Source organism: Thalassotalea ponticola (genome assembly GCF_041379045.1).
In the GTDB taxonomy this organism is placed as follows: domain Bacteria; phylum Pseudomonadota; class Gammaproteobacteria; order Enterobacterales; family Alteromonadaceae; genus Thalassotalea_A; species Thalassotalea_A ponticola.
The window spans coordinates 1,712,193-1,731,721 of record NZ_CP166871.1 but is presented as its reverse complement, the minus strand read 5'-3'; the positions used below and the strand labels follow the sequence as shown (position 1 = coordinate 1,731,721).

General features: G+C 44.1%; 17 protein-coding genes. 13 read left to right on the top strand and 4 right to left on the bottom strand.

From position 1 onward, the window contains the following. Nucleotides 1-33: 33 nt before the first annotated feature. Both ACAY30_RS07370 and ACAY30_RS07365 read left to right on the top strand, forming a co-directional pair. Entirely contained in the window at nucleotides 34-1,113 is a 1,080-nt protein-coding gene (locus ACAY30_RS07370) for a sensor histidine kinase (RefSeq protein ID WP_290250394.1), read from the top strand. Beyond that, nucleotides 1,106-1,933 carry a LytTR family DNA-binding domain-containing protein gene (locus ACAY30_RS07365; protein WP_290250393.1) on the top strand — a complete coding sequence of 276 codons (828 nt, stop codon included), beginning with the start codon at nucleotides 1,106-1,108 and terminating at the stop codon, nucleotides 1,931-1,933. Before ACAY30_RS07370 ends, ACAY30_RS07365 begins: the two co-directional genes overlap by 8 nt. Nucleotides 1,934-1,959: 26 nt before the next feature. Here the strand turns inward: ACAY30_RS07365 and ACAY30_RS07360 are convergent, their stop codons facing one another. The 3 genes from ACAY30_RS07360 to ACAY30_RS07350 form a co-directional block, all read right to left on the bottom strand. Next, a complete protein-coding gene (locus ACAY30_RS07360; RefSeq protein ID WP_290250392.1) occupies nucleotides 1,960-2,988 on the bottom strand; it encodes a 6-phosphofructokinase in 1,029 nt (342 codons plus the stop codon). A 388-nt stretch (nucleotides 2,989-3,376) separates the two neighbouring features. Then, entirely contained in the window at nucleotides 3,377-4,816 is a 1,440-nt protein-coding gene (gene pyk / locus ACAY30_RS07355) for a pyruvate kinase (protein ID WP_290250391.1), read from the bottom strand. 17 nt (nucleotides 4,817-4,833) lie between these two features. Beyond that, nucleotides 4,834-5,685 carry a MurR/RpiR family transcriptional regulator gene (locus ACAY30_RS07350; protein ID WP_290250390.1) on the bottom strand — a complete coding sequence of 284 codons (852 nt, stop codon included), beginning with the start codon at nucleotides 5,683-5,685 and terminating at the stop codon, nucleotides 4,834-4,836. Nucleotides 5,686-6,072: 387 nt separating this feature from the next. Here ACAY30_RS07350 and zwf point away from each other — a divergent pair, with 387 nt between their 5' ends. The 6 genes from zwf to ACAY30_RS07320 all read left to right on the top strand — a co-directional run bounded on the left by zwf (nucleotide 6,073) and on the right by ACAY30_RS07320 (nucleotide 12,229). Next, complete coding sequence (gene zwf, locus ACAY30_RS07345; RefSeq protein ID WP_290250389.1) at nucleotides 6,073-7,539, top strand: glucose-6-phosphate dehydrogenase; 1,467 nt, start codon at nucleotides 6,073-6,075, stop codon at nucleotides 7,537-7,539. After that, the gene (gene pgl / locus ACAY30_RS07340) at nucleotides 7,539-8,231 is read left to right on the top strand and encodes a 6-phosphogluconolactonase (protein ID WP_290250388.1); all 693 of its coding nucleotides are present in this window, start codon (nucleotides 7,539-7,541) and stop codon (nucleotides 8,229-8,231) included. Before zwf ends, pgl begins: the two co-directional genes overlap by 1 nt. 2 nt (nucleotides 8,232-8,233) lie before the next feature. Further along, the gene (gene edd / locus ACAY30_RS07335) at nucleotides 8,234-10,057 is read left to right on the top strand and encodes a phosphogluconate dehydratase (protein ID WP_290250387.1); all 1,824 of its coding nucleotides are present in this window, start codon (nucleotides 8,234-8,236) and stop codon (nucleotides 10,055-10,057) included. Nucleotides 10,058-10,064: 7 nt separating this feature from the next. After that, nucleotides 10,065-11,036 carry a glucokinase gene (locus tag ACAY30_RS07330; RefSeq protein ID WP_371189817.1) on the top strand — a complete coding sequence of 324 codons (972 nt, stop codon included), beginning with the start codon at nucleotides 10,065-10,067 and terminating at the stop codon, nucleotides 11,034-11,036. A 2-nt stretch (nucleotides 11,037-11,038) separates the two neighbouring features. Beyond that, on the top strand, nucleotides 11,039-11,683 hold the full coding sequence (locus ACAY30_RS07325) for a bifunctional 4-hydroxy-2-oxoglutarate aldolase/2-dehydro-3-deoxy-phosphogluconate aldolase (RefSeq protein ID WP_371190257.1): 645 nt from the start codon (nucleotides 11,039-11,041) through the stop codon (nucleotides 11,681-11,683). Nucleotides 11,684-11,893: 210 nt separating this feature from the next. After that, nucleotides 11,894-12,229 (top strand): zinc ribbon domain-containing protein YjdM, encoded by a 336-nt coding sequence (locus ACAY30_RS07320; protein WP_290250384.1) that lies wholly within the window; start codon nucleotides 11,894-11,896, stop codon nucleotides 12,227-12,229. 345 nt (nucleotides 12,230-12,574) lie between these two features. Here the strand turns inward: ACAY30_RS07320 and gap are convergent, their stop codons facing one another. Next, nucleotides 12,575-13,585 (bottom strand): type I glyceraldehyde-3-phosphate dehydrogenase, encoded by a 1,011-nt coding sequence (gene gap / locus ACAY30_RS07315; protein WP_290250383.1) that lies wholly within the window; start codon nucleotides 13,583-13,585, stop codon nucleotides 12,575-12,577. Nucleotides 13,586-13,885: 300 nt separating this feature from the next. Between gap and gndA the strand changes: the two genes are divergently transcribed. The 5 genes from gndA to ACAY30_RS07290 all read left to right on the top strand — a co-directional run bounded on the left by gndA (nucleotide 13,886) and on the right by ACAY30_RS07290 (nucleotide 19,528). Then, nucleotides 13,886-15,412: an NADP-dependent phosphogluconate dehydrogenase gene (gene gndA / locus ACAY30_RS07310; RefSeq protein ID WP_290250382.1), complete on the top strand. Its 1,527-nt coding sequence runs from the start codon at nucleotides 13,886-13,888 to the stop codon at nucleotides 15,410-15,412. A 17-nt stretch (nucleotides 15,413-15,429) separates the two neighbouring features. Next, nucleotides 15,430-15,825 carry a peptide-methionine (R)-S-oxide reductase MsrB gene (msrB, locus tag ACAY30_RS07305; RefSeq protein ID WP_290250381.1) on the top strand — a complete coding sequence of 132 codons (396 nt, stop codon included), beginning with the start codon at nucleotides 15,430-15,432 and terminating at the stop codon, nucleotides 15,823-15,825. A 307-nt stretch (nucleotides 15,826-16,132) separates the two neighbouring features. Beyond that, nucleotides 16,133-17,578 (top strand): glyceraldehyde-3-phosphate dehydrogenase, encoded by a 1,446-nt coding sequence (locus ACAY30_RS07300; RefSeq protein ID WP_290250379.1) that lies wholly within the window; start codon nucleotides 16,133-16,135, stop codon nucleotides 17,576-17,578. Between the two features lie 164 nt (nucleotides 17,579-17,742). After that, nucleotides 17,743-18,261, top strand: a complete 519-nt coding sequence (locus tag ACAY30_RS07295) for a TlpA disulfide reductase family protein (protein ID WP_290250378.1) — start codon at nucleotides 17,743-17,745, stop codon at nucleotides 18,259-18,261. Nucleotides 18,262-18,400: 139 nt separating this feature from the next. Next, nucleotides 18,401-19,528 carry a M14-type cytosolic carboxypeptidase gene (locus ACAY30_RS07290; protein WP_290250377.1) on the top strand — a complete coding sequence of 376 codons (1,128 nt, stop codon included), beginning with the start codon at nucleotides 18,401-18,403 and terminating at the stop codon, nucleotides 19,526-19,528. Nucleotide 19,529 lies beyond the last annotated feature (1 nt).

Sequence of the window (19,529 nt, the reverse complement as noted above, 5' to 3'; positions counted from 1 at the left end):
TAATAAAGCTATATGTGGCTGACTGTTTAGCGTATGTTTAATTGGCAAGAACTCGTAGATAATCGAAATCGTTTTTTTTGGGTATTACACATCAGTGGCTGGGTGGGTTTTGCCTTAGTGCATTACTTGGGCTCGCTACTGCACGACCTTCGCGATTTGTTCACCTGGGTAACCGTACTCAGTGCCTATGCAGGTGCCATTTTTTCGTTTCCTTTGCGCTACGTTTACCGTTATGTATGGAAAATGCCACCGTGGAAAATTGCTATCTGCGTGATCGTTTCATCGTACGTAGCCGGTGTGTTGTGGCAAGTGGTTAAAAATATCACCTATTGGGAAATATACAAACACGGCTGGCGTCCAGACTTTATCCTGTATTACACTCAATCGAGCTTGTGGTCTTTCTACATCATGCTTTCTTGGAGTGGTTTGTACTTTGGCATCAAGTACTATCAAATGTTACAAGCCGAGAAACAAAATGTGCTTAGTGCCAACAACATGGCTAACCAAGCTCAATTGAAAATGCTTCGCTATCAACTTAATCCGCATTTTTTATTCAATACGTTAAACGCTATCTCGACCTTGATTTTAATACGTGAAAATACCACGGCAAATGCTATGGTTACGCGCTTGAGTGACTTTTTACGCTATTCATTGGATATGGATCCAATGAAAAAAGTGACGTTAAAGCAAGAGATAAAAGCACTGGAATTGTACCTTGATATTGAAAAGGTGCGCTTTGAACAGCGGTTAAAATTACAGTTTGAAATCCAGCGCAGTTGCCAAGATGCGCTGGTTCCGAGCTTACTGTTCCAACCGTTAGTCGAAAATGCGATTAAATACGCGATTGCGGCAAAAGAAGAGGGTGGAACCATTTCATTGAAGGTGTCTCGCTTTGCTAATGATTTACTGATAGAGTTGGCGGACGATGGTCCAGGTGCAGAAATTCACAATGGCGAACTATCTCGAGAAAAAGGGGTCGGTTTGGTAAATACGCGAGAGCGTTTAGCCACATTGTATGGCAAGGATTATTCCTTTGTGATCAGCGATAATGTACCATCAGGTGTAAAAATTAATATTCGCATTCCTTTTGAGCATGAACAAGAACATGAGTAAGGTATTAAAAACATTAGTGGTTGATGATGAACCGCTGGCGCGTAAAGGGTTGATGGTAAGACTCAATGAACTAGCCAATATTGAGGTGGTTGGTCAATGCAGTAACGGCCAGCAGGCTGTCGAGCAAATTAAATTACTGCAACCGGATCTGGTGTTTTTAGATATTCAAATGCCTGGCTTAAATGGCTTTGACGTTGTCGCCCGATTGAACGAGGAAAATATTCGCTTACCGATGGTCGTGTTTGTTACTGCCTTCGATCAATACGCGATTAAAGCGTTCGACATCCGCGCGATAGACTATCTGCTCAAACCGGTTGATAGCGAGCGATTAGCAAAGGCAATTGACAATGTAGAGCAAGCGTTTGCATTACAATTAGCAGAGCAACATAAAAACCGGCTGTTGCATTTAGTATCGGATGTCACCGGGCATGATAGTCAACAAATTCTCAAAGACCTCGCCACGAATACGCCGGTGACGATCAATGAATATGCTGAGTCACTGCCAATTAAAGACGTCGGTGAAACCACCTTGGTGCCAACCAAAGATATCGTCTGGATTGATGCCGCCGGCGATTACATGTGTGTTCATACCCACAGTGAAACGCACATCTTGCGCAAGACAATGAAAGAGTTAGAACAACTATTAGACCCTCGTCACTTTATTCGCATTCATCGCTCTAGTATCGTCAATCGACATTTTATCGATAAGTTTGGCAATAATGCCAATGGCGAATACTACGTGGTGTTGACCAACGAAAAAGAAATCAAAGTGTCTCGTAGCTACAAAGACAAAGTGAAACAAGCTATTTTGGGCAGCTAACTTCCCCCACGGCGAAACGGACAAACTTACATCAAGTGGCTTTTAGCCAGTTTTGCAATGTCTAATACCGACTCTTGAGCGGCGAGTAAGGCTTTATTTACCGTTTTTTGGTGAGCTACGGCTTGAGTTAACGGTATTTGGCAGGTTTGTCGATTAGACTCACCGATCATAATTAACGTTTTGTTGTCGATTACCGCTTCGACAGCACCAATTCCCAGTTTAGTCGCCAGTATTCGATCTTTTGCCAACGGTGCACCTCCGCGCTGTATGTAGCCAAGAATACAAGGCGTGCAACGAATATTGGCGTAGTTAGCAAGATCTTCCGCGAGTTGGCTTACGCCACCTGGCCACAGGTTTTCGGCAGCAACAATAAGGTAACTACTCAAGCCTCGCTGTTTTTTACACAACGCGATGTGTTCGGCTATCTTTTGTAATTCTTTACCTGGATTTTCAAAGTTTTCAAAGGTGATAATTTGCTCGGCAGCAGAGGCTATTCCCACATTGAGCGCCAAAAATCCACTGTGGCGGCCCATGACTTCTATAATAAAAATTCGCTCAAATGCATCGGCGGTATCGCGAATTTTATCAACCGCTTGTATTGCCGTTTCCACCGCGGTAGCAAATCCGATAGTGTGGTCAGTACCATCGATGTCATTATCGATGGTTCCGGGTAAACCAATTAATTGCCCTGTGTAGTAGTGACTCAGTTTAAGCATACCGTTAAACGAACCGTCACCACCTATAACGATCAGTGCGTTGACATTAAGGTCGTGTAGGTTGTTGGCCGCTCGCTGTTGGTTTTCAGCGGTTTTGAATTCAGGGCAGCGGGCGCTTTTCAATATTGTTCCCCCACAATGAATAATATCTCGTACCGTACTTTCGTCGAGATCAATATACGTTTTGTCGAGTAAACCATAAAAACCATGGGTAAAACCGATCACCCGAAAGCCAGATTGCAATGCGCTTAATGTACAGCTGCGAATAGCGGCATTCATCCCAGGCGCGTCGCCACCACTGGTTAGAATACCTAATACAAATGGAGTGTTTTCAGACATTTACGATCCGCCACCTTAACTTACTTTAGGCTAATAGTAGCATGTGAATCGACAAATAAAAAAGCCATGAGTAACACTAGGGGTAGTTGACCTTAACGCAGAGTCAAACACTTTTAGTCTCAACTAGAGGGGGGACTGGCTATGTACGCGTTCCTCATATAGCGGTCTCATTTGGAGTGACCAGATGCCGGTTATTCCACTTTGCTACTACAACAAATAGCTCATAGTCGAAACTACAAACAAAGAGTTAACACGCGGTAATAGGGGTGATACAAAAAAGGATCTAGCTATGTAGATCCTTTTGTTCGGCTTGGTGTAGACTTTGTATCGTTGCGTTACCCAATTGCTCTAGCAGGCAATGAACCAATCGAATTAGCCTCGTTTACACCTAAACCGTAAGTATTTTAATGGTATTAGTCGCACCAACTGTTTCCATCAAGTCGCCATGGGTAACAATTACCTGGTCACCTGCTTGCAACTCGACAATGCCACTGGCCTGAACAGCACTAATAATATCTTTGCTCAGGGTTTTCTCGGTTGACTCAGTAGAATCAAACGCGACAGGGTAAACACCACGATAAATCGCTGATTTTGCCAATGTTTTAGGGTGTCTTGATAGAGAGAAAATCGGCAGGCCTGAGGTAATGCGCGACATTAATTTTGACGTCATACCTGACTCGGTTAACGCGATTAATGCTTTAACACCGGTTAGGTGGTTGGCAGCGTACATAGCAGCCATAGGAACGGTTTCAGCAGCACTGTCAAACATTTCATCTAAGCGATGTTTAGAAATATTAACTGAACGATGCTTTTCTGCACCGATACACACTTGACCCATAGCCTTGACCGTTTCAACTGGGTATTTACCTGCTGCGGTTTCGGCGCTAAGCATAACGGCATCGGTTCCGTCTAGAACAGCGTTCGCAACATCCATTACCTCAGCACGCGTTGGCATCGGTTGAGTGATCATGGTTTCCATCATTTGGGTTGCGGTGATCACCACGCGATTGAGTTGTCGACTGCGCGCGATAATGTGTTTTTGTTTGCCAATCAGCTCGGGGTCGCCAATTTCAACGCCAAGGTCGCCACGGGCAACCATAACCACATCAGATGCTTTGATGATTTCATCGAGGACTTCGTGATCGTTGACCGCTTCTGCGCGCTCAATCTTTGATACCAAGCGCGCATTACAGTTGGCTTCGTTGGCTAATAAGCGTGCTTCTCGCATGTCGGCAGCGTCGCGCGGAAAAGAGACCGCTAAAAAGTCAGCGTCGAGTTTAGCAGCCAACTTGATATCTTCTTTGTCTTTATCGGTTAATGCGGCCGCCGATAAACCACCGCCTTGGCGGTTGATGCCTTTATTGTTTGACAGAGGACCACCAACGGTCACACTCGTATGGACCTTGTTGCCGTCGATAGACGTCACTTGTAACTGAACCCGTCCATCATCTAATAATAAGATATCGCCTGGGCCAACATCATTGGGTAGTTCTTTGTAATCAATGCCCACCGCGTGTTGATCGCCTTCGCCTTTGCCCATATCGGCATCTAAGGTGAACGTATCACCAATTGCTAGGGTTACAGGGCCGTCTTTAAATGTTGATACGCGAATTTTTGGACCTTGCAGATCACCGAGAATGGCAACATACACGCCAAGCTCTTTGGCAACTTGACGGACATTGGCTGCACGTTGGATGTGATCTTCGGGCGCACCGTGAGAGAAATTAAGACGAACAACATTAACACCTGCCTTAATAACGTCTCTAAGTACATTTATGTCATCTGTTGCGGGACCTAAGGTGGCAACAATTTTGGTTCTTCTGGGCATGATTAAACCTATTTAAATTATTTGTCATTACGCTCGTAACGCGAGCTGCGAAGACTGTCTTTAACTTTCTTTAAATTATCTCGAAACTTAGAGCCACGTCGAAGCGTAAAGCCAGTGGCTAAAATGTCGATTAATGTCAGTTGCGCAATACGCGATGCCATCGGCATATATAAGTCGGTATCTTCTGCAACTTCAGGTGATAAGACAATATTACATTCTTTTGCTAGCGGGCTGTGCTCATCAGTAATACCAATAACAATAGCATCATTTTCGCGGGCTAATCCGGCTATTTCTACCAAAGGCTTGGTTCGTCCAGTATGTGATATGACGACCACAACATCACCTTGACGAGAATTAATCGAACTCATGCGCTGCATTAAAATATCGTCAAAATAGACGACGGGCACATTAAATCGGAAAAACTTATTTTGCGCATCATGAGCAACAATTGCCGAAGCTCCCAAGCCAAAGAACGATATTTTGTTGGCTTGAGTAAGTACGTCGACCGCGCGATTAATTAACCGTGGGTCGAGGCTTTTACGCGCCATTTCTAAATTCGCTAATGTGGATTCGAATATTTTATTGGTGTACTCTTCCGCCGTATCGCTCTCGTCGACGTGCCGATTCACATAAGGGGTCCCGTTCGCTAATGACTGCGCTAGATGCAGTTTAAAATCGGGATAGCCCTTAGTATCTAGGCGACGGCAAAAACGGTTAACGGTTGGCTCACTAATATTTGCTTGTTTTGCTAAAGAAGCAATACTTGCATGTATAACCTGAGCAGGATTTGCTAAAATAACTTCAGCGACTTTGCGTTCAGATTTACTAAAAGAGTCAAACTCGTTGGTTATTTTTTCTAAAATATTCATTTTAGTTAGACCTCACGGGTATCTTGTATTGAGTATCGTAAACTCGTAGCAAATCGATTATGACCCTACACTGTTAACACTTTTGAAATAAACAGCTTAATTATAGGTCATATTTCGATTAATTATTTTTAATGTAACCTAAATTATTTTTACATAGATACATAGCTTTTTGTAATAAAATTTCACCATATAACAAAAAACAAAAGGTTTTTGTTCAAAGAATAGTCAAAATGCGTAATTTTGATTACATAATAGTCAATTACATCATGTTTAATAGGGGGTTAGGTGCTGTAATATAATTACAATTAGAGCTTTACCTAGCCCGTTAAAATGTTTAAATTAATACGAGATGTAATTTAATTTCACTGAAATCAGAGAATCTTTTCTATGACACAGTCAAATGTGATGTCGGCAGAACAAATCGTTTTATTTGGTGCTGCTGGGGATTTGTCAAAACGCAAACTGTTTGCAGCTTTGTACCACTTGTTCAACGAAGGCCTGTTGGTTGACAACGTCAATATCATTGGCGTGGCTCGTCTCGATATGGATGATGCCGGTTTTCAACAATTCGTTAAAGACAATCTAACCACCTTTATTGGTGACCAACTCGACGATGAGGTGGTAAATCAATTTATCACGCATTTCAGTTACGCCAAGCTCGATTTCTCCGATGTCAAAGGCTACAAGCGCTTGGCGAAGATGATCCGCAAAGACAAGTATGTGTTGTATTACTTGGCAACGCCACCGAGCATTTATGGCATGATTGCCGATGGCTTAGAAGCACAAGGGTTAAACAACGACTATGCGCGCGTCGTTATGGAAAAGCCTATCGGTCATGATTTGGCGTCGTCTAAAGTCATCAATGACTTAGTCAGTCGTCATTTTGAAGAGTCGCAAATATATCGCATTGACCACTACCTTGGTAAAGAAACCGTATTAAATCTCATTTCATTGCGGTTTGCCAATTCACTGTTTAGTACCAATTGGGATCACACCTGTATTGACCACGTGCAAATCAGCGTCGCCGAAAGCGTCGGCATAGAAGGGCGCTGGGGGTTCTACGATGATACCGGCCAAATGCGGGACATGGTGCAAAATCACCTGCTTCAAATACTCAGCTTACTGGCTATGGAACCGCCTACTGATTTATCGTCAGAAAACATCCGCGATGAGAAGCTCAAGGTTATTAAAGCGTTGCGTAAAATTGATCGCAGCAATGCCCATGAGAAGACAGTCCGTGGCCAATATACCAGTGGCTATTTAAAAGGTGCACCAGTTCCGGGTTACTTAGAAGAGGAAGGTGCTAACGTCAACAGTCAAACCGAGACATTTGTTGCCATTAAAGCCGAGATTGATAACTGGCGCTGGGCGGGAGTGCCATTTTATTTGCGCACTGGTAAACGCATGCCATGTAAACACTCCGAAGTGGTTATTTATTTCAAACATCAACCACACAACATCTTTGATAACAGCTTTTCACAACTGCCACCGAACAAACTCACCATACGTTTGCAACCGGATGAAGGTGTTGAATTAACGGTAATGAACAAAGTACCAGGCATCACCAAGGAAATGGAAATTAGAGAGGCAAAACTCGACTTGAGCTTCTCTGATTTTAACAATGACTCACGTGTGGTCGATGCCTACGAACGTTTAATGCTCAGTGCCATCAATGGTAATTCAGGCTTGTTCATCCGCCGTGATGAGGTCGAAGCATCATGGGAGTGGGTAGACAGTATAATGGATGCGTGGGCATCGTCTAACGAAGCGCCTAAGGGCTATGCTTCGGGCTCATGGGGACCAGTAGCCTCTATTTCGCTGATTGCCCGCGATGACAGAAATTGGGACGAATAATGATTAACAAACAAACTTTTCCATCGCGACAAGCGCTCGATGCTGCTTTCGCTAAACAGGTCGCGTCACAACTGACCAGTGCGATTGAAAAACGCGGTAAAGCAACGATTGCTTTTTCTGGCGGCAGTACGCCAAAAGGCTTTTTTGAACAATTGTCACTGCAGCCAATAGAGTGGCAAAAAGTTACAGTGACCCTTGCCGATGACCGTTGGGTTGATACCGAGCACAGTGATTCAAATGATCGCCTGCTGCGAGAAAATTTATTAACCAACAACGCTGCACAAGCGACGTTATTTTCGCTGGTTGAAAACGGTCCGTTTACACCGGCGGTTCTCGAACAAAAAAATACCGAATTAAACTCAGTTTTGCCACTTGATATCGTTATTTTAGGTATGGGTGAAGATGGCCATACCGCTTCAATTTTCCCGTGTTCTGAGCAAGTAGAGCAGGGGTTAGACAATAGCAATGCGCCGGCATTGATGTTGGTAGAGCCGACTACGGCGCCTTATCAACGCATCACCTTTAACTTCCCAGCATTGATTGCTGCACAACATTTGTACTTACACATAGTCGGTGAGAATAAGTTGACGGTGCTCGATAAAGCGCTGGACAACGAGGATGCGATGACCATGCCTATTCGCGCCTTTCTTCATCATCCTGACAAAACAATCGACGTTATTTGGGCGGAATAATTATGGTTAATCCAAAAATACACGCAGTTACTGAACGCATTATTAAGCGAAGTAAACAGACCCGAGCTAATTATCTAGCCAAGCTCAACAAAGCAAAATCTGAAAAAGTTCATCGTTCAGCACTTTCATGTGGTAATTTGGCGCACGGTTTTGCCGCCTGTTCGAAGCAGGAAAAAGGTATTTTAACCGGCTTAAATCACAGTGATATTGCCATCGTATCGGCTTATAACGACATGTTGTCAGCGCATCAGCCTTACGAAACGTACCCTGCTATTATTAAACAGGCTGTCAGCGATACCGGTGGTGTCGCGCAATTTGCTGGTGGTGTTCCGGCGATGTGTGATGGGGTGACTCAAGGTCAACCCGGTATGGACTTGAGCTTGATGAGTCGCGATGTTATTGCAATGTCTAGTGCGGTAGCGTTATCTCATAACATGTTTGACGGTACCTTAATGCTAGGTATTTGTGACAAGATCGTACCCGGTTTATTGATTGCGGCGATGACCTTTGGTCATCTGCCTACGGTATTTGTCCCAGCCGGACCGATGCCTTCAGGTTTACCAAATAAAGAAAAGGCGCGCGTGCGCCAGCAGTTTGCTAAAGGCGAAGTTGGTAAAGATGCGTTACTCGAAGCTGAGTCTGCATCATATCACAGCCCTGGTACGTGTACTTTCTTTGGTACCGCAAACTCAAACCAGTTGGTAGTCGAGGTGATGGGCTTACACTTACCTGGTGCGTCATTTGTTGCGCCAAATACACAACTGCGCGAAGAACTTACCAAAGCGGCAGCGCGTCAGGTAACGCGACTAACTCAGCAGTCGGGTAACTACCAACCGGTTGGCGAAATGATCAATGAAAAGTCAATTGTTAATGCGATAGTGGCACTACTAGCCACAGGCGGTTCGACTAATTTGACCATGCATATCATCGCCTTTGCAAAAGCGGCTGGGATCATTATTAACTGGGATGATTTTGCCGATCTGTCTGATGCGGTACCGTTAATCACTCGTATTTACCCCAATGGCTTTGCCGATATTAACCAATTTCAAGAAGCCGGTGGTATGGCTCTTCTATTTAAAGAGTTAATCGGAGCAAATCTTCTGCATCAAGACGTTCAAACCATTTGTGGTCCTGGACTGGACAAGTACACGCAAGTACCGACACTAAAAGATGGCAAGTTGGTGTGGGTTGATGGACCAAGTGTATCTGGTGATGACGAAATTATTGCAACCGTTGAACAACCGTTCAAACCCGATGGCGGTTTGCGTTTATTGGCAGGTAACCTCGGTCGAGCCGTATTAAAAACCTCAGCGTTACGTCCGGGTACCGAAGTAGTAAAAGCACCGGCGATTGTGTTTGAAGACCAGCACGATTTGGAAAAGGCGTTTAAAGCGGGTGAACTTGAAAAAGATTTTGTCGCTGTCGTTCGTTTCCAAGGCCCGAAAAGTCGCGGTATGCCAGAGTTACATAAACTAACCCCGCCACTGGGTGTGTTACAGGACAAGGGTTTTCATGTCGCACTGTTAACTGACGGTCGCATGTCGGGCGCATCGGGTAAGGTACCGGCGGCGATTCATTTGGTACCAGAGGCCTTAGATGGCGGACTGATTGGCAAAGTTAAAACGGGCGATATGATCCTACTTAACGGTGAAACGGGTGAGTTAACCTTATTAGTTGATGAACAAGAACTAGCGAATCGAGAGCAAGCGCATTTTCAAGCGTACAGCGAGCACTCAGGTATGGGTCGAGAATTGTTTGGCTTTATGCGCAACAATTTAAGCGGCGCAGAAACTGGAGCTTGTTCTTTATTTTCAGAGGAGTTGTAAGATGACCATGGACGTAATTAATGTTGTAGCTGATATAGGCGGTACCAATTTACGCGTCGGAACCGTACTTGAAAACGGCGATATAACCGACTTAACGCTGTATCAGTGTGAACAGCACCCGAGTTTACAAGCGGTGCTGGAAGCGTATTTTTCTAGCCATGATATCGATAGCTCAAAAGTAAACGCGTGTTTAGCTATTGCCTGTCCGGTTGATCAAGATCTGATCAAAATGACCAACTTACCGTGGCAGTTTTCAAAATCTGAGCTAAAGGCAGACCTTAAGTTAAATCGCTTATACGTGATTAATGACTACACGGCCATCGCTTGGGCGGTACCATTTTTATCGGATCAACAAAAAGTAAAAATTGGCGGCGGGCAATCACTTGATAAACACCCCATTGCCATTTGTGGGCCAGGTACCGGTCTAGGTGTAGCCAACGTTATTTGGGGCAACGACCAATGGATCAGTGTTGGTGGTGAAGGCGGTCATGCTGACTTTGCCGCAGTTGACGAAACCGAAATTGAAATTTTGCGCTTCTTGCAAAACAAGTACCCGCGTGTGTCATACGAGCAAGTTCTGAGTGGTTTAGGTATCGAGCAAATTTATCAGGCGCTATGTCATATGAAAGGCGTTGACGCCGAAGCGTTTAAAGCGGCAGATATCTCAGCAAGAGCACTTGAAAATCGTTGTGACATCTGTTTACAAGCGCTAAATCAATTTTGTAAAACCCTGGGTAGCTTCGCCGGTAATATGGCGCTTACTACCGCAGCGTTTGGTGGTGTGTATATAGCCGGTGGTATTGCGCCGCGCTTTATCGAGTTTATCCAAAACAGTGAATTTAGAGAGCGCTTTGAAGCCAAAAATCGCTTTACTGAGTTTAACAAAGGTATTGCAACGTACGTGATCACTGAAGCACAACCAGGTGTTTTAGGAGCCAGTGCCTACCTTATCCAACAGAATCAAAATGAGGCCTTATGAGCGTGACGAATACTTGGCAAACTCAGCCACAAGAGGTTTTTGCATTGGGACCGATCGTCCCAGTGTTGGTGATTGAACATATTGAAGATGCGGTGCCTATTGCTAAAGCACTCATTGCCGGTGGGATTAACGTACTCGAAGTGACGTTGCGCACCGAAAATGCACTTGATGTGATCCGTGAAATAGCAACGCATATCCCTTCAGCGATGGTGGGGGCAGGCACAGTAACCAACATTTCATTGTATCATCAAGCGGTAGATGCAGGAGCTAAGTTTGTTATCAGCCCTGGCTTAACGAAAGACTTACTTGTGGCGGCCAAAGAGTCAACGGTTCCATTAATACCTGGCATTGCGACTATTTCTGAATTGATGACCGGTATTGATGCAGGCTACGATCACTTTAAGTTTTTTCCCGCCGAAGCTATCGGTGGTACGAAAGCGATTAAGTCGATTGCAGGCCCATTTCCAGATATCACATTTTGTCCAACAGGGGGCATTAATGTCGACAACATGGGCAACTATTTAAGTTTAAATAATGTTGCTTGTATTGGTGGATCGTGGTTGGTGCCAAGTGACGCGGTTGCAAACAAAGACTGGCAGCGCATTACGGATATAACCAAAGCGGCGGTGGCTGCTGCGAACAGCTAATAGCTATTGCAGGTTAAGTAGCACTGAACGAGTAATCGCAACGCCGACAATTTTTGTCGGCGTTTTGTTTTTTATCAAGGCAGGAGATGACCATTGTTGAGCGCTAAACTGATGAGAGCGGTAAATGGTCGATAATATTATTTGAGTACTCGCTAAGCTCGGCCGAGCATAGTAAAATTAGCACATTGTGTTTATTAGGAAATATTAATTATGTCTATCCCTCCATGTCCTAAGTGTGATTCAGCTTACGTTTATCAAGACCAACAAAACCTTGTGTGCCCAGAGTGTGGTCACGAATGGAATCCTAAGGATGTTGCCGATGACGATATCCTTGATGTGAAAGATGCCAACGGAGCGCAACTTGTTGATGGTGATAAAGTAACGGTTATTAAAGATCTAAAAATAAAAGGCAGTTCCAAAGTGATTAAAATTGGCACCAAAGCGGTGGTCAGAAGGGTGTTAGATAAAAAAGATCACGAGCTAGATTGCAAAGTCGATGGCATTGGCGAAATGATGGTAACAGCGAAATTTGTTAAAAAGGCCTAGGGCGTGTTGCCCTTTGTTGGTATTTTCTTCATTGAGCTATTTTTTGCAATAGGAAACAAGAATAAGCGACGTTTGCTTATTAGGTTCGTATGGCATAACCATACATCTATCGTTGCGCCTTGATTCAATTCCGTTTTATTCCAGCGTTGTTTATACCAAAAAGGTCATCAGACCTTACACACAATCAGCACTGTTCTAATGTGTGAAATAAAAAAACCTTTGCCAAACTATCTGGCAAAGGTTTTTTTACCGCTAACACGTGCTTTTAGCAAGCAAAGCTCACTGCAATAACCAAGCTCAATAATTGATGGCCAGCACGCTGTTTTCGAGGTTAGCCTAAGTGTTTTAGCTTACCGCTTCATCGTAATTAGCGATGTGCTCTGCTAAATCTAATACCTTGTGCGAATAACCCATTTCGTTGTCATACCAAGAAACCAGTTTGACAAAGGTGTCGGTCATGGCAATACCGGCTGTAGCATCAAATACGCTGGTGCAAACTTCGCCAACAAAGTCGTTTGAGACTACCGCATCTTCTGTATAACCAATAATGCCTTGGTAATCGCCTTGTGATGCTTCTTTCATCGCTTGGCAAATTTGCTCATACGTCGCAGGGGTTTTTAGGTTTACGGTTAAATCGACTACTGACACATTTGGGGTTGGTACGCGAAATGCCATACCGGTGAGTTTGCCGTTTAACGATGGGATAACTTTACCAACCGCTTTTGCCGCACCAGTAGAGCTTGGGATGATATTTTGTCCCGCTCCGCGACCACCACGCCAGTCCTTTGAGCTTGGGCTATCAACCGTTTTTTGCGTAGCGGTTGTCGCGTGGACGGTAGTCATTAAGCCGTTTTCAATACCGAACTTATCATTTAATACTTTTGCAAGTGGTGCAAGACAGTTCGTTGTACACGAGGCATTTGATACAATGTCTTGCCCTTTGTAATCGTCAAAGTTTACGCCAGCGACAAACATTGGTGTGTCGTCTTTAGACGGAGCCGACATGATAACTTTTTTGGCGCCTGCTTCAATGTGCTTACGAGCCGTTTCGTCAGTTAGAAATAAGCCTGTCGATTCAACAACAATCTCAGCACCAACCTGATCCCACTTAAGGTTTGCCGGATCGCGTTCAGCTGTGATACGCACTTTGGCTCCGTTGACAATTAAATTATTACCGTCAACTTCTACTGTGCCGGAAAATCGACCGTGGGTTGAATCATATTTCAACATGTAGGCCATATACTCGATGTCAATCAAGTCGTTTATCGCGACAACCTCAACGTCGTCGCGTTCAAACGCTGCACGAAACACTAGACGGCCGATGCGACCAAAACCATTAATTGCGATTTTTTTCATTTGGAAAATCCTTTGAAATGAACAATGTAGTAAAATTACAACATATAAGAATTTTTTCAACCATTAATCGCAAATAACTGTAATTTTATTAGATTTATAAAAAATTATTTGCCATTATTACAAAGTGCCTTTGTTTGTGGCACAATACGCGCAAAATAACACGTCAACTTGCGAAGATTTGCTAAGCTAACAGTATAGTCCATATCGGACTGATTGATAATCGAGCGATAGCACAGAAGATTTGTAACCTCGCTGTACAAATATCTGCTTTACTTCGCATCATCTATGGAAACTATATATATGTCTGAGAACACGTCTAAGTGTGATATCGGTTTTGTTGGTTTAGGTGTTATGGGTAAAAACCTAGTCCTAAATCTAGCCGATAATGGCTATAAAATTGCAGCATTTGATCTAGACTCTGAGAAAGTAACCGCTGCGATGGCGCAAGACGTTGCAGAAAATGCTACAGGCGATGCGCGCGTCATCGGTTGTTCGTCATACACCGAGTTATTATCACAACTTAAATCTCCGCACTTGATTGTTTTATCTGTACCGGCTGGCGCCGTAGTGGATCAAGTGTGCCAAAACCTTATTGGAGCGGGTATTCACCCTGATGATATTGTTATCGATACGGGAAATAGTTTGTGGACAGATACTGTAGAGCGCGAAAATAAGTACAAAGACAACTTTATTTTCTTTTCATCTGCGGTTTCGGGTGGCGAAGTAGGAGCGCGCTTTGGTCCGGCGTTAATGCCAAGTGGCTCACCATATGCGTGGACTCGAGTGAAGCCTATTTGGAGTGCGATTGCCGCTAAAGTCGATGCGCAAACAGGCAAGCCGATAGAGCGTACTAAACCGGGTGAAATTGTAACTCAGGGAGAGCCTTGTGCTGATTACATCGGTCCTGCGGGTGCTGGCCACTATGTTAAAATGGTGCACAATGGTATCGAATACGCCGACATGCAAATTATTTGTGAGGCATATCACGTATTGCGAGATGGCTTAAATCTAAGCACAGACGAAATCGCAGATATCTTTGCTACGTGGAATCAAGGGGTTCTCGATAGCTACTTAATGGAAATATCGGTTGAAGTATTGCGCCATAAAGATAGCGAAACCGGCACGGCACTTGTTGATTTAATTCTCGATAAAGCTGGGCAAAAGGGCACCGGTTTGTGGACTGCGGTTAGCTCGCTCGAAGTGGGTTGCCCGGCACCGACGATTTCGCAAGCTGTATACGCGCGTTCCATCTCATCGTTTAAAGAATTACGTGGCGATACTTCGCGTAAACTGTTACCTCCTGAAGAGGTTTCTCTGACAGAAGACGAGAAAAAGCAAGTTATTGAACAGCTTCACGATGCCTTATACTGCGCTAAAATTTGTGCGTATGCGCAAGGCTTCCAACTGATGAAATTAGCCAGCTTAGAACACAACTGGGATCTGAATTTTGCGTCGATTGCAAAAATTTGGCGTTCAGGCTGTATCATTCGCGCCGCGTTCTTACAGTCGATTACAGATGCCTTTGAGCGTAATCACAAGCTTGAAAATTTATTGCTTGATGATTTCTTCGCTGGTCAATTAAGTGATTGTCAGCAAAACTGGCGTTTAGCTGTTGCGCGTGCAACGATGATGGGTATCCCTGTTGGTGCGATCTCAGCGTCGTTGAGTTATTACGATTCGATGCGTTGTGCGGTTTTACCTGCTAATCTATTACAAGGGCAACGTGACTTCTTTGGCGCACATACATTTGCTCGTGTTGATAAACCTGAAAATCACAAGTTCCACGTTGAGTGGACACTGCCGGGTCGTCCCATTCGCAAAATTTAACCAATAAGGCATATCTCATGGCAGCGGAAGATAAATACAAGTCAATTTTATCCGAGCAAGCTTATGAGGTATGTCGATTAGGTGCAACGGAAGCACCTTATTCTGGTAAATATTACGATCATTGGCTAACAGGCACCTATCATTGTGCCTGTTGTAACACGCCGCTTTTCTCTTCCTCTGCTAAATTTCAGTCACATTGTGGCTGGCCTAGCTTTTTTCAAGCGTTGCCTAACTGCATCAAGTATGTGGATGATTATTCGCATCATATGATTCGTGTTGAGATCAAATGTCAGTGTTGTGACGCTCACTTGGGCCACGTATTTGACGATGGGCCAGAGCCAACGTTTAAGCGCTATTGCGTAAATTCATTGAGCTTACAGTTTATCGCCGCACCCGATGGCGATCCCGATTGATAAATTCTGTATTCATTCAAATTTACTCTAATTCAATAGCTTATGGCAGATAAGCAGCAATCATAGTCATCTTACTGTGTAAGCTTTTAGTCTTTGTTACCTGTTATACAGGATAAAACAGGATGTCTTGCTCAGTTATTGACCACATTATGGAGTGCGCTAATTATTTTTTCGAAATAGTTATGTTGGTAGTAGCGAAAGCTTTCAGTATCCATTACAATGGCGGCGAAATTTCAGTACTCGGTAATAACAATAATAAGCCGTGGTACCCAGTAAAACTTATTACAACAACATTAAAGGTACGCTAATGACTTCTCAACACGAGGAAATCTACCAAAAGAGCTGGCAAGAACGCCAGGACTACGCTGAAAAAATGCAACCAATCATTGGTCAGTTATACCGAAATTACGGTGTCGAAGTGTCGGTGTATGGGCGCCCACTGGTGAACGCGTCAGCGATTGATATTATCAAAGCACACAAGTCTGTAGGTATTCATGAGAAAAGCAAATTGCGTTTACGTGAGAGTTTTCCATTTTTAGAAGCGCTTAGTAAGATGGAATTGCATCCAGCGAGTATCGACATTGGTAAACTGGCGTATCGTTACTTATTTCTCGGCGCAGCCAATGCATTGACGGTTGACCAATATTTAGAAAAAGAATTGGCACCGATCAAAGAACAAGCTTTATCTGAGCCTCGCGATGTGGTGTTATACGGCTTTGGCCGTATTGGTCGAATCTTAGCGCGCTTGCTTATTGATCGTACCGGTCCAATGGCACATCTGCGCTTACGTGCGATTGTTGTTCGTCCAGGTGGGGAAGGCGACTTAGAAAAACGCGCGTCATTACTGCGTCGCGACTCAATTCACGGTGCTTTTAACGGCAGTATCTCGGTAGACCAAGAGCAAGGTGTTATTCGTGCTAACGGTGCGTACATTAAAGTCATTTACGCAAATTCACCAAGCGAGATAGACTACACTGAATATGGTATCGATAACGCATTAGTTGTTGATAACACAGGTATTTGGTCTGACGAAGCTGGCCTAGGTCAGCACCTTGAAGCGAAGGGCGTAAGCAAAGTTTTATTAACTGCGCCAGCCAAAGGCGATATTAAAAATGTTGTCTACGGTGTAAACCACGAGAGTATTGAGGAAAATGATCACATTGTGTCGGCCGCATCGTGTACCACAAATGCCATCACCCCGACGCTGAAAGCGTTGAACGATGAATACGGTATTAAAAGTGGCCACGTCGAGACCGTTCATTCGTATACAAATGATCAAAACCTTATTGATAATTACCACAAAAAAGAGCGTCGCGGGCGCAGTGCACCGCTCAATATGGTTATTACATCGACCGGTGCGGCTAAGGCAGTTTCAAAAGCACTACCGGAATTACACGGTAAGTTAACTGGTAATGCCATTCGCGTACCAACGCCTAATGTGTCGATGGCTATCATGAACCTAAACTTGGAAAAAGCGACGACTCGTGACCAGTTAAACGACTATTTACGCGGTGTATCATTAAATTCGCCATTACGTGAGCAGGTTGATTTTACCGCCTCAACAGAAATCGTCTCGTCTGACTTAGTGGGATCGCGTTTTGCTGGTGTTATTGATTCACAAGCAACCATCGTTGACGGCGACCGAGCGGTACTTTATGTGTGGTATGACAACGAGTTTGGCTATAGCTGTCAAGTGGTCAAGTTAATGCACAAATTGGCCGGCTTGAACGTGTTAAACCTACCAATAAAATAACATCGGTTGATGTTTTAGTACGTAATCTACTAAAACACTATTGAAAAAAAACGATTGTAATGTGATGCCGTTTGCGTAAAGTAAACGGCATCTCTATTTTTAGCGGCCAAGGCTTGCGCAGACAAAATGTCTGTGCGTAGCGGCGCTGTTACGGGCAACCGTCGATGTTCAAATACAATTCGAATCACTTTAAAAAACTGGCATACATAGTGTTGCAGTTGGCAATAATTATCGCCATTTTTAATGGTGTATCGGCCTTCAAGCAGCGTCATATGCTATCAACCGATGACACACAGGCCCGTCAATTTCGCTTACTCGATATTCACTATCAGCCTCGTGATATCATTAGCCCTGATGCCAACAAAACCACCCTCGTTTATTTCTTCGCTCCGTGGTGTACTATTTGCCACCTAAGTATTGGTAATTTAGAACGCGTTCATCAACGCAATGATGCGCTTAACATCGTTGCCATAGCGCTTGATTACCAGAGTAAAAACGACGTAGATCAGTTTGTCGAAAAACACGCGTTGAGCTTTCCAATATTGCTCGGCAATGAACAGGTGAAGCAGGCTTATCAGATCTCAGCATACCCAAGTTATTACGTACTCGATCCAAATGGCGTGGTTTTACATCGCTCGATGGGTTATTCAACCGAGCTCGGTTTGTATTTGCGCAGCTTGTAGCGACATACGTTGGATGTTCAGTCGCTTGTAGCAACAATAGATAGGCTATTTAAACTGATCTTTTTAATGACCAGTCTTCTTTCTAGGCCGTTTGTTGTGTAAACTGATGCCACTTTCAATTGATGAAAAGACTATAACTATGCAAATTACAGCAAATTTTGATAGCGGTAATATACGCGTTATCAAAGCCGAATCAGCCGATGATATTCAATTAGAAATAAAGCACGATAATCAATCAGAATTTTATCAATGGTTCCACTTTAAATTACATAATAATGATCGTTGTCAGCACACCTTAAAGATCACCAATGCGGGTCAGTCAGCATATGTGCAAGGGTGGGATGATTATCAAGCAATGGCTTCATACGACCGCCATACGTGGTTTCGAGTGCCAACTGAATTTGATGGCCAAAACCTGACGATAACGGTGACGCCTGAATGCGATGCCATGTATTTTGCCTATTTTGTTCCCTACAGCTATGAGCGTCATCAAGACCTTATCCACCAAGCGCAAATGCACCCAGAGTGTCAATTAGACGTTTTAGGTCAGACTCTAGATGGCCGTGATATGAGCCTGCTAAGAGTCGGAGAGCCCGCCGAAGGCAAAATGCACGTTTGGGTGACTGCTCGTCAACACCCTGGTGAGACGATGGCAGAGTGGTTTATGGAAGGCTTTATCGATCGTTTACTCGATGAAGACGACGGTGTTGCGCGTTCGTTGTTAAACAAAGCGGTTTTTTATCTCGTGCCCAATATGAACCCTGATGGCAGTGTACGTGGACATCTAAGAACCAATGCGGCAGGAGTTAACCTGAATCGCGAGTGGCTTGAACCGTCAATGGAATCAAGCCCTGAGGTGTATTTAGTTACTGAAAAAATGCATCAAGTGGGTGTTGACATGCATCTCGATATTCACGGTGATGAGGCATTGCCAGTAAACTTTGTCGCCGGTTGTGAAGGTATTCCATCTTACGATGCACGCCACAAAGCGTTAGAAGATAAATTTAAGCAAATTTTACTCGCCATTACTCCGGAGTTTCAGGATACCCGTGGCTACGACAAAGACGAGCCGGGCCAAGCTAACTTAACGGTTGGCTCTAACTGGGTTGGTGAAACCTTTAAATGTTTAGCGTATACCGTGGAAATGCCATTTAAAGACAATGACTTACTTCCTGACCCTGTGGTCGGTTGGAATGATAATCGTTCCGCACTATTGGGGCGCGATTTCTTAACCGCTATTTATCACGTCATTGACGATTTGCGATAGC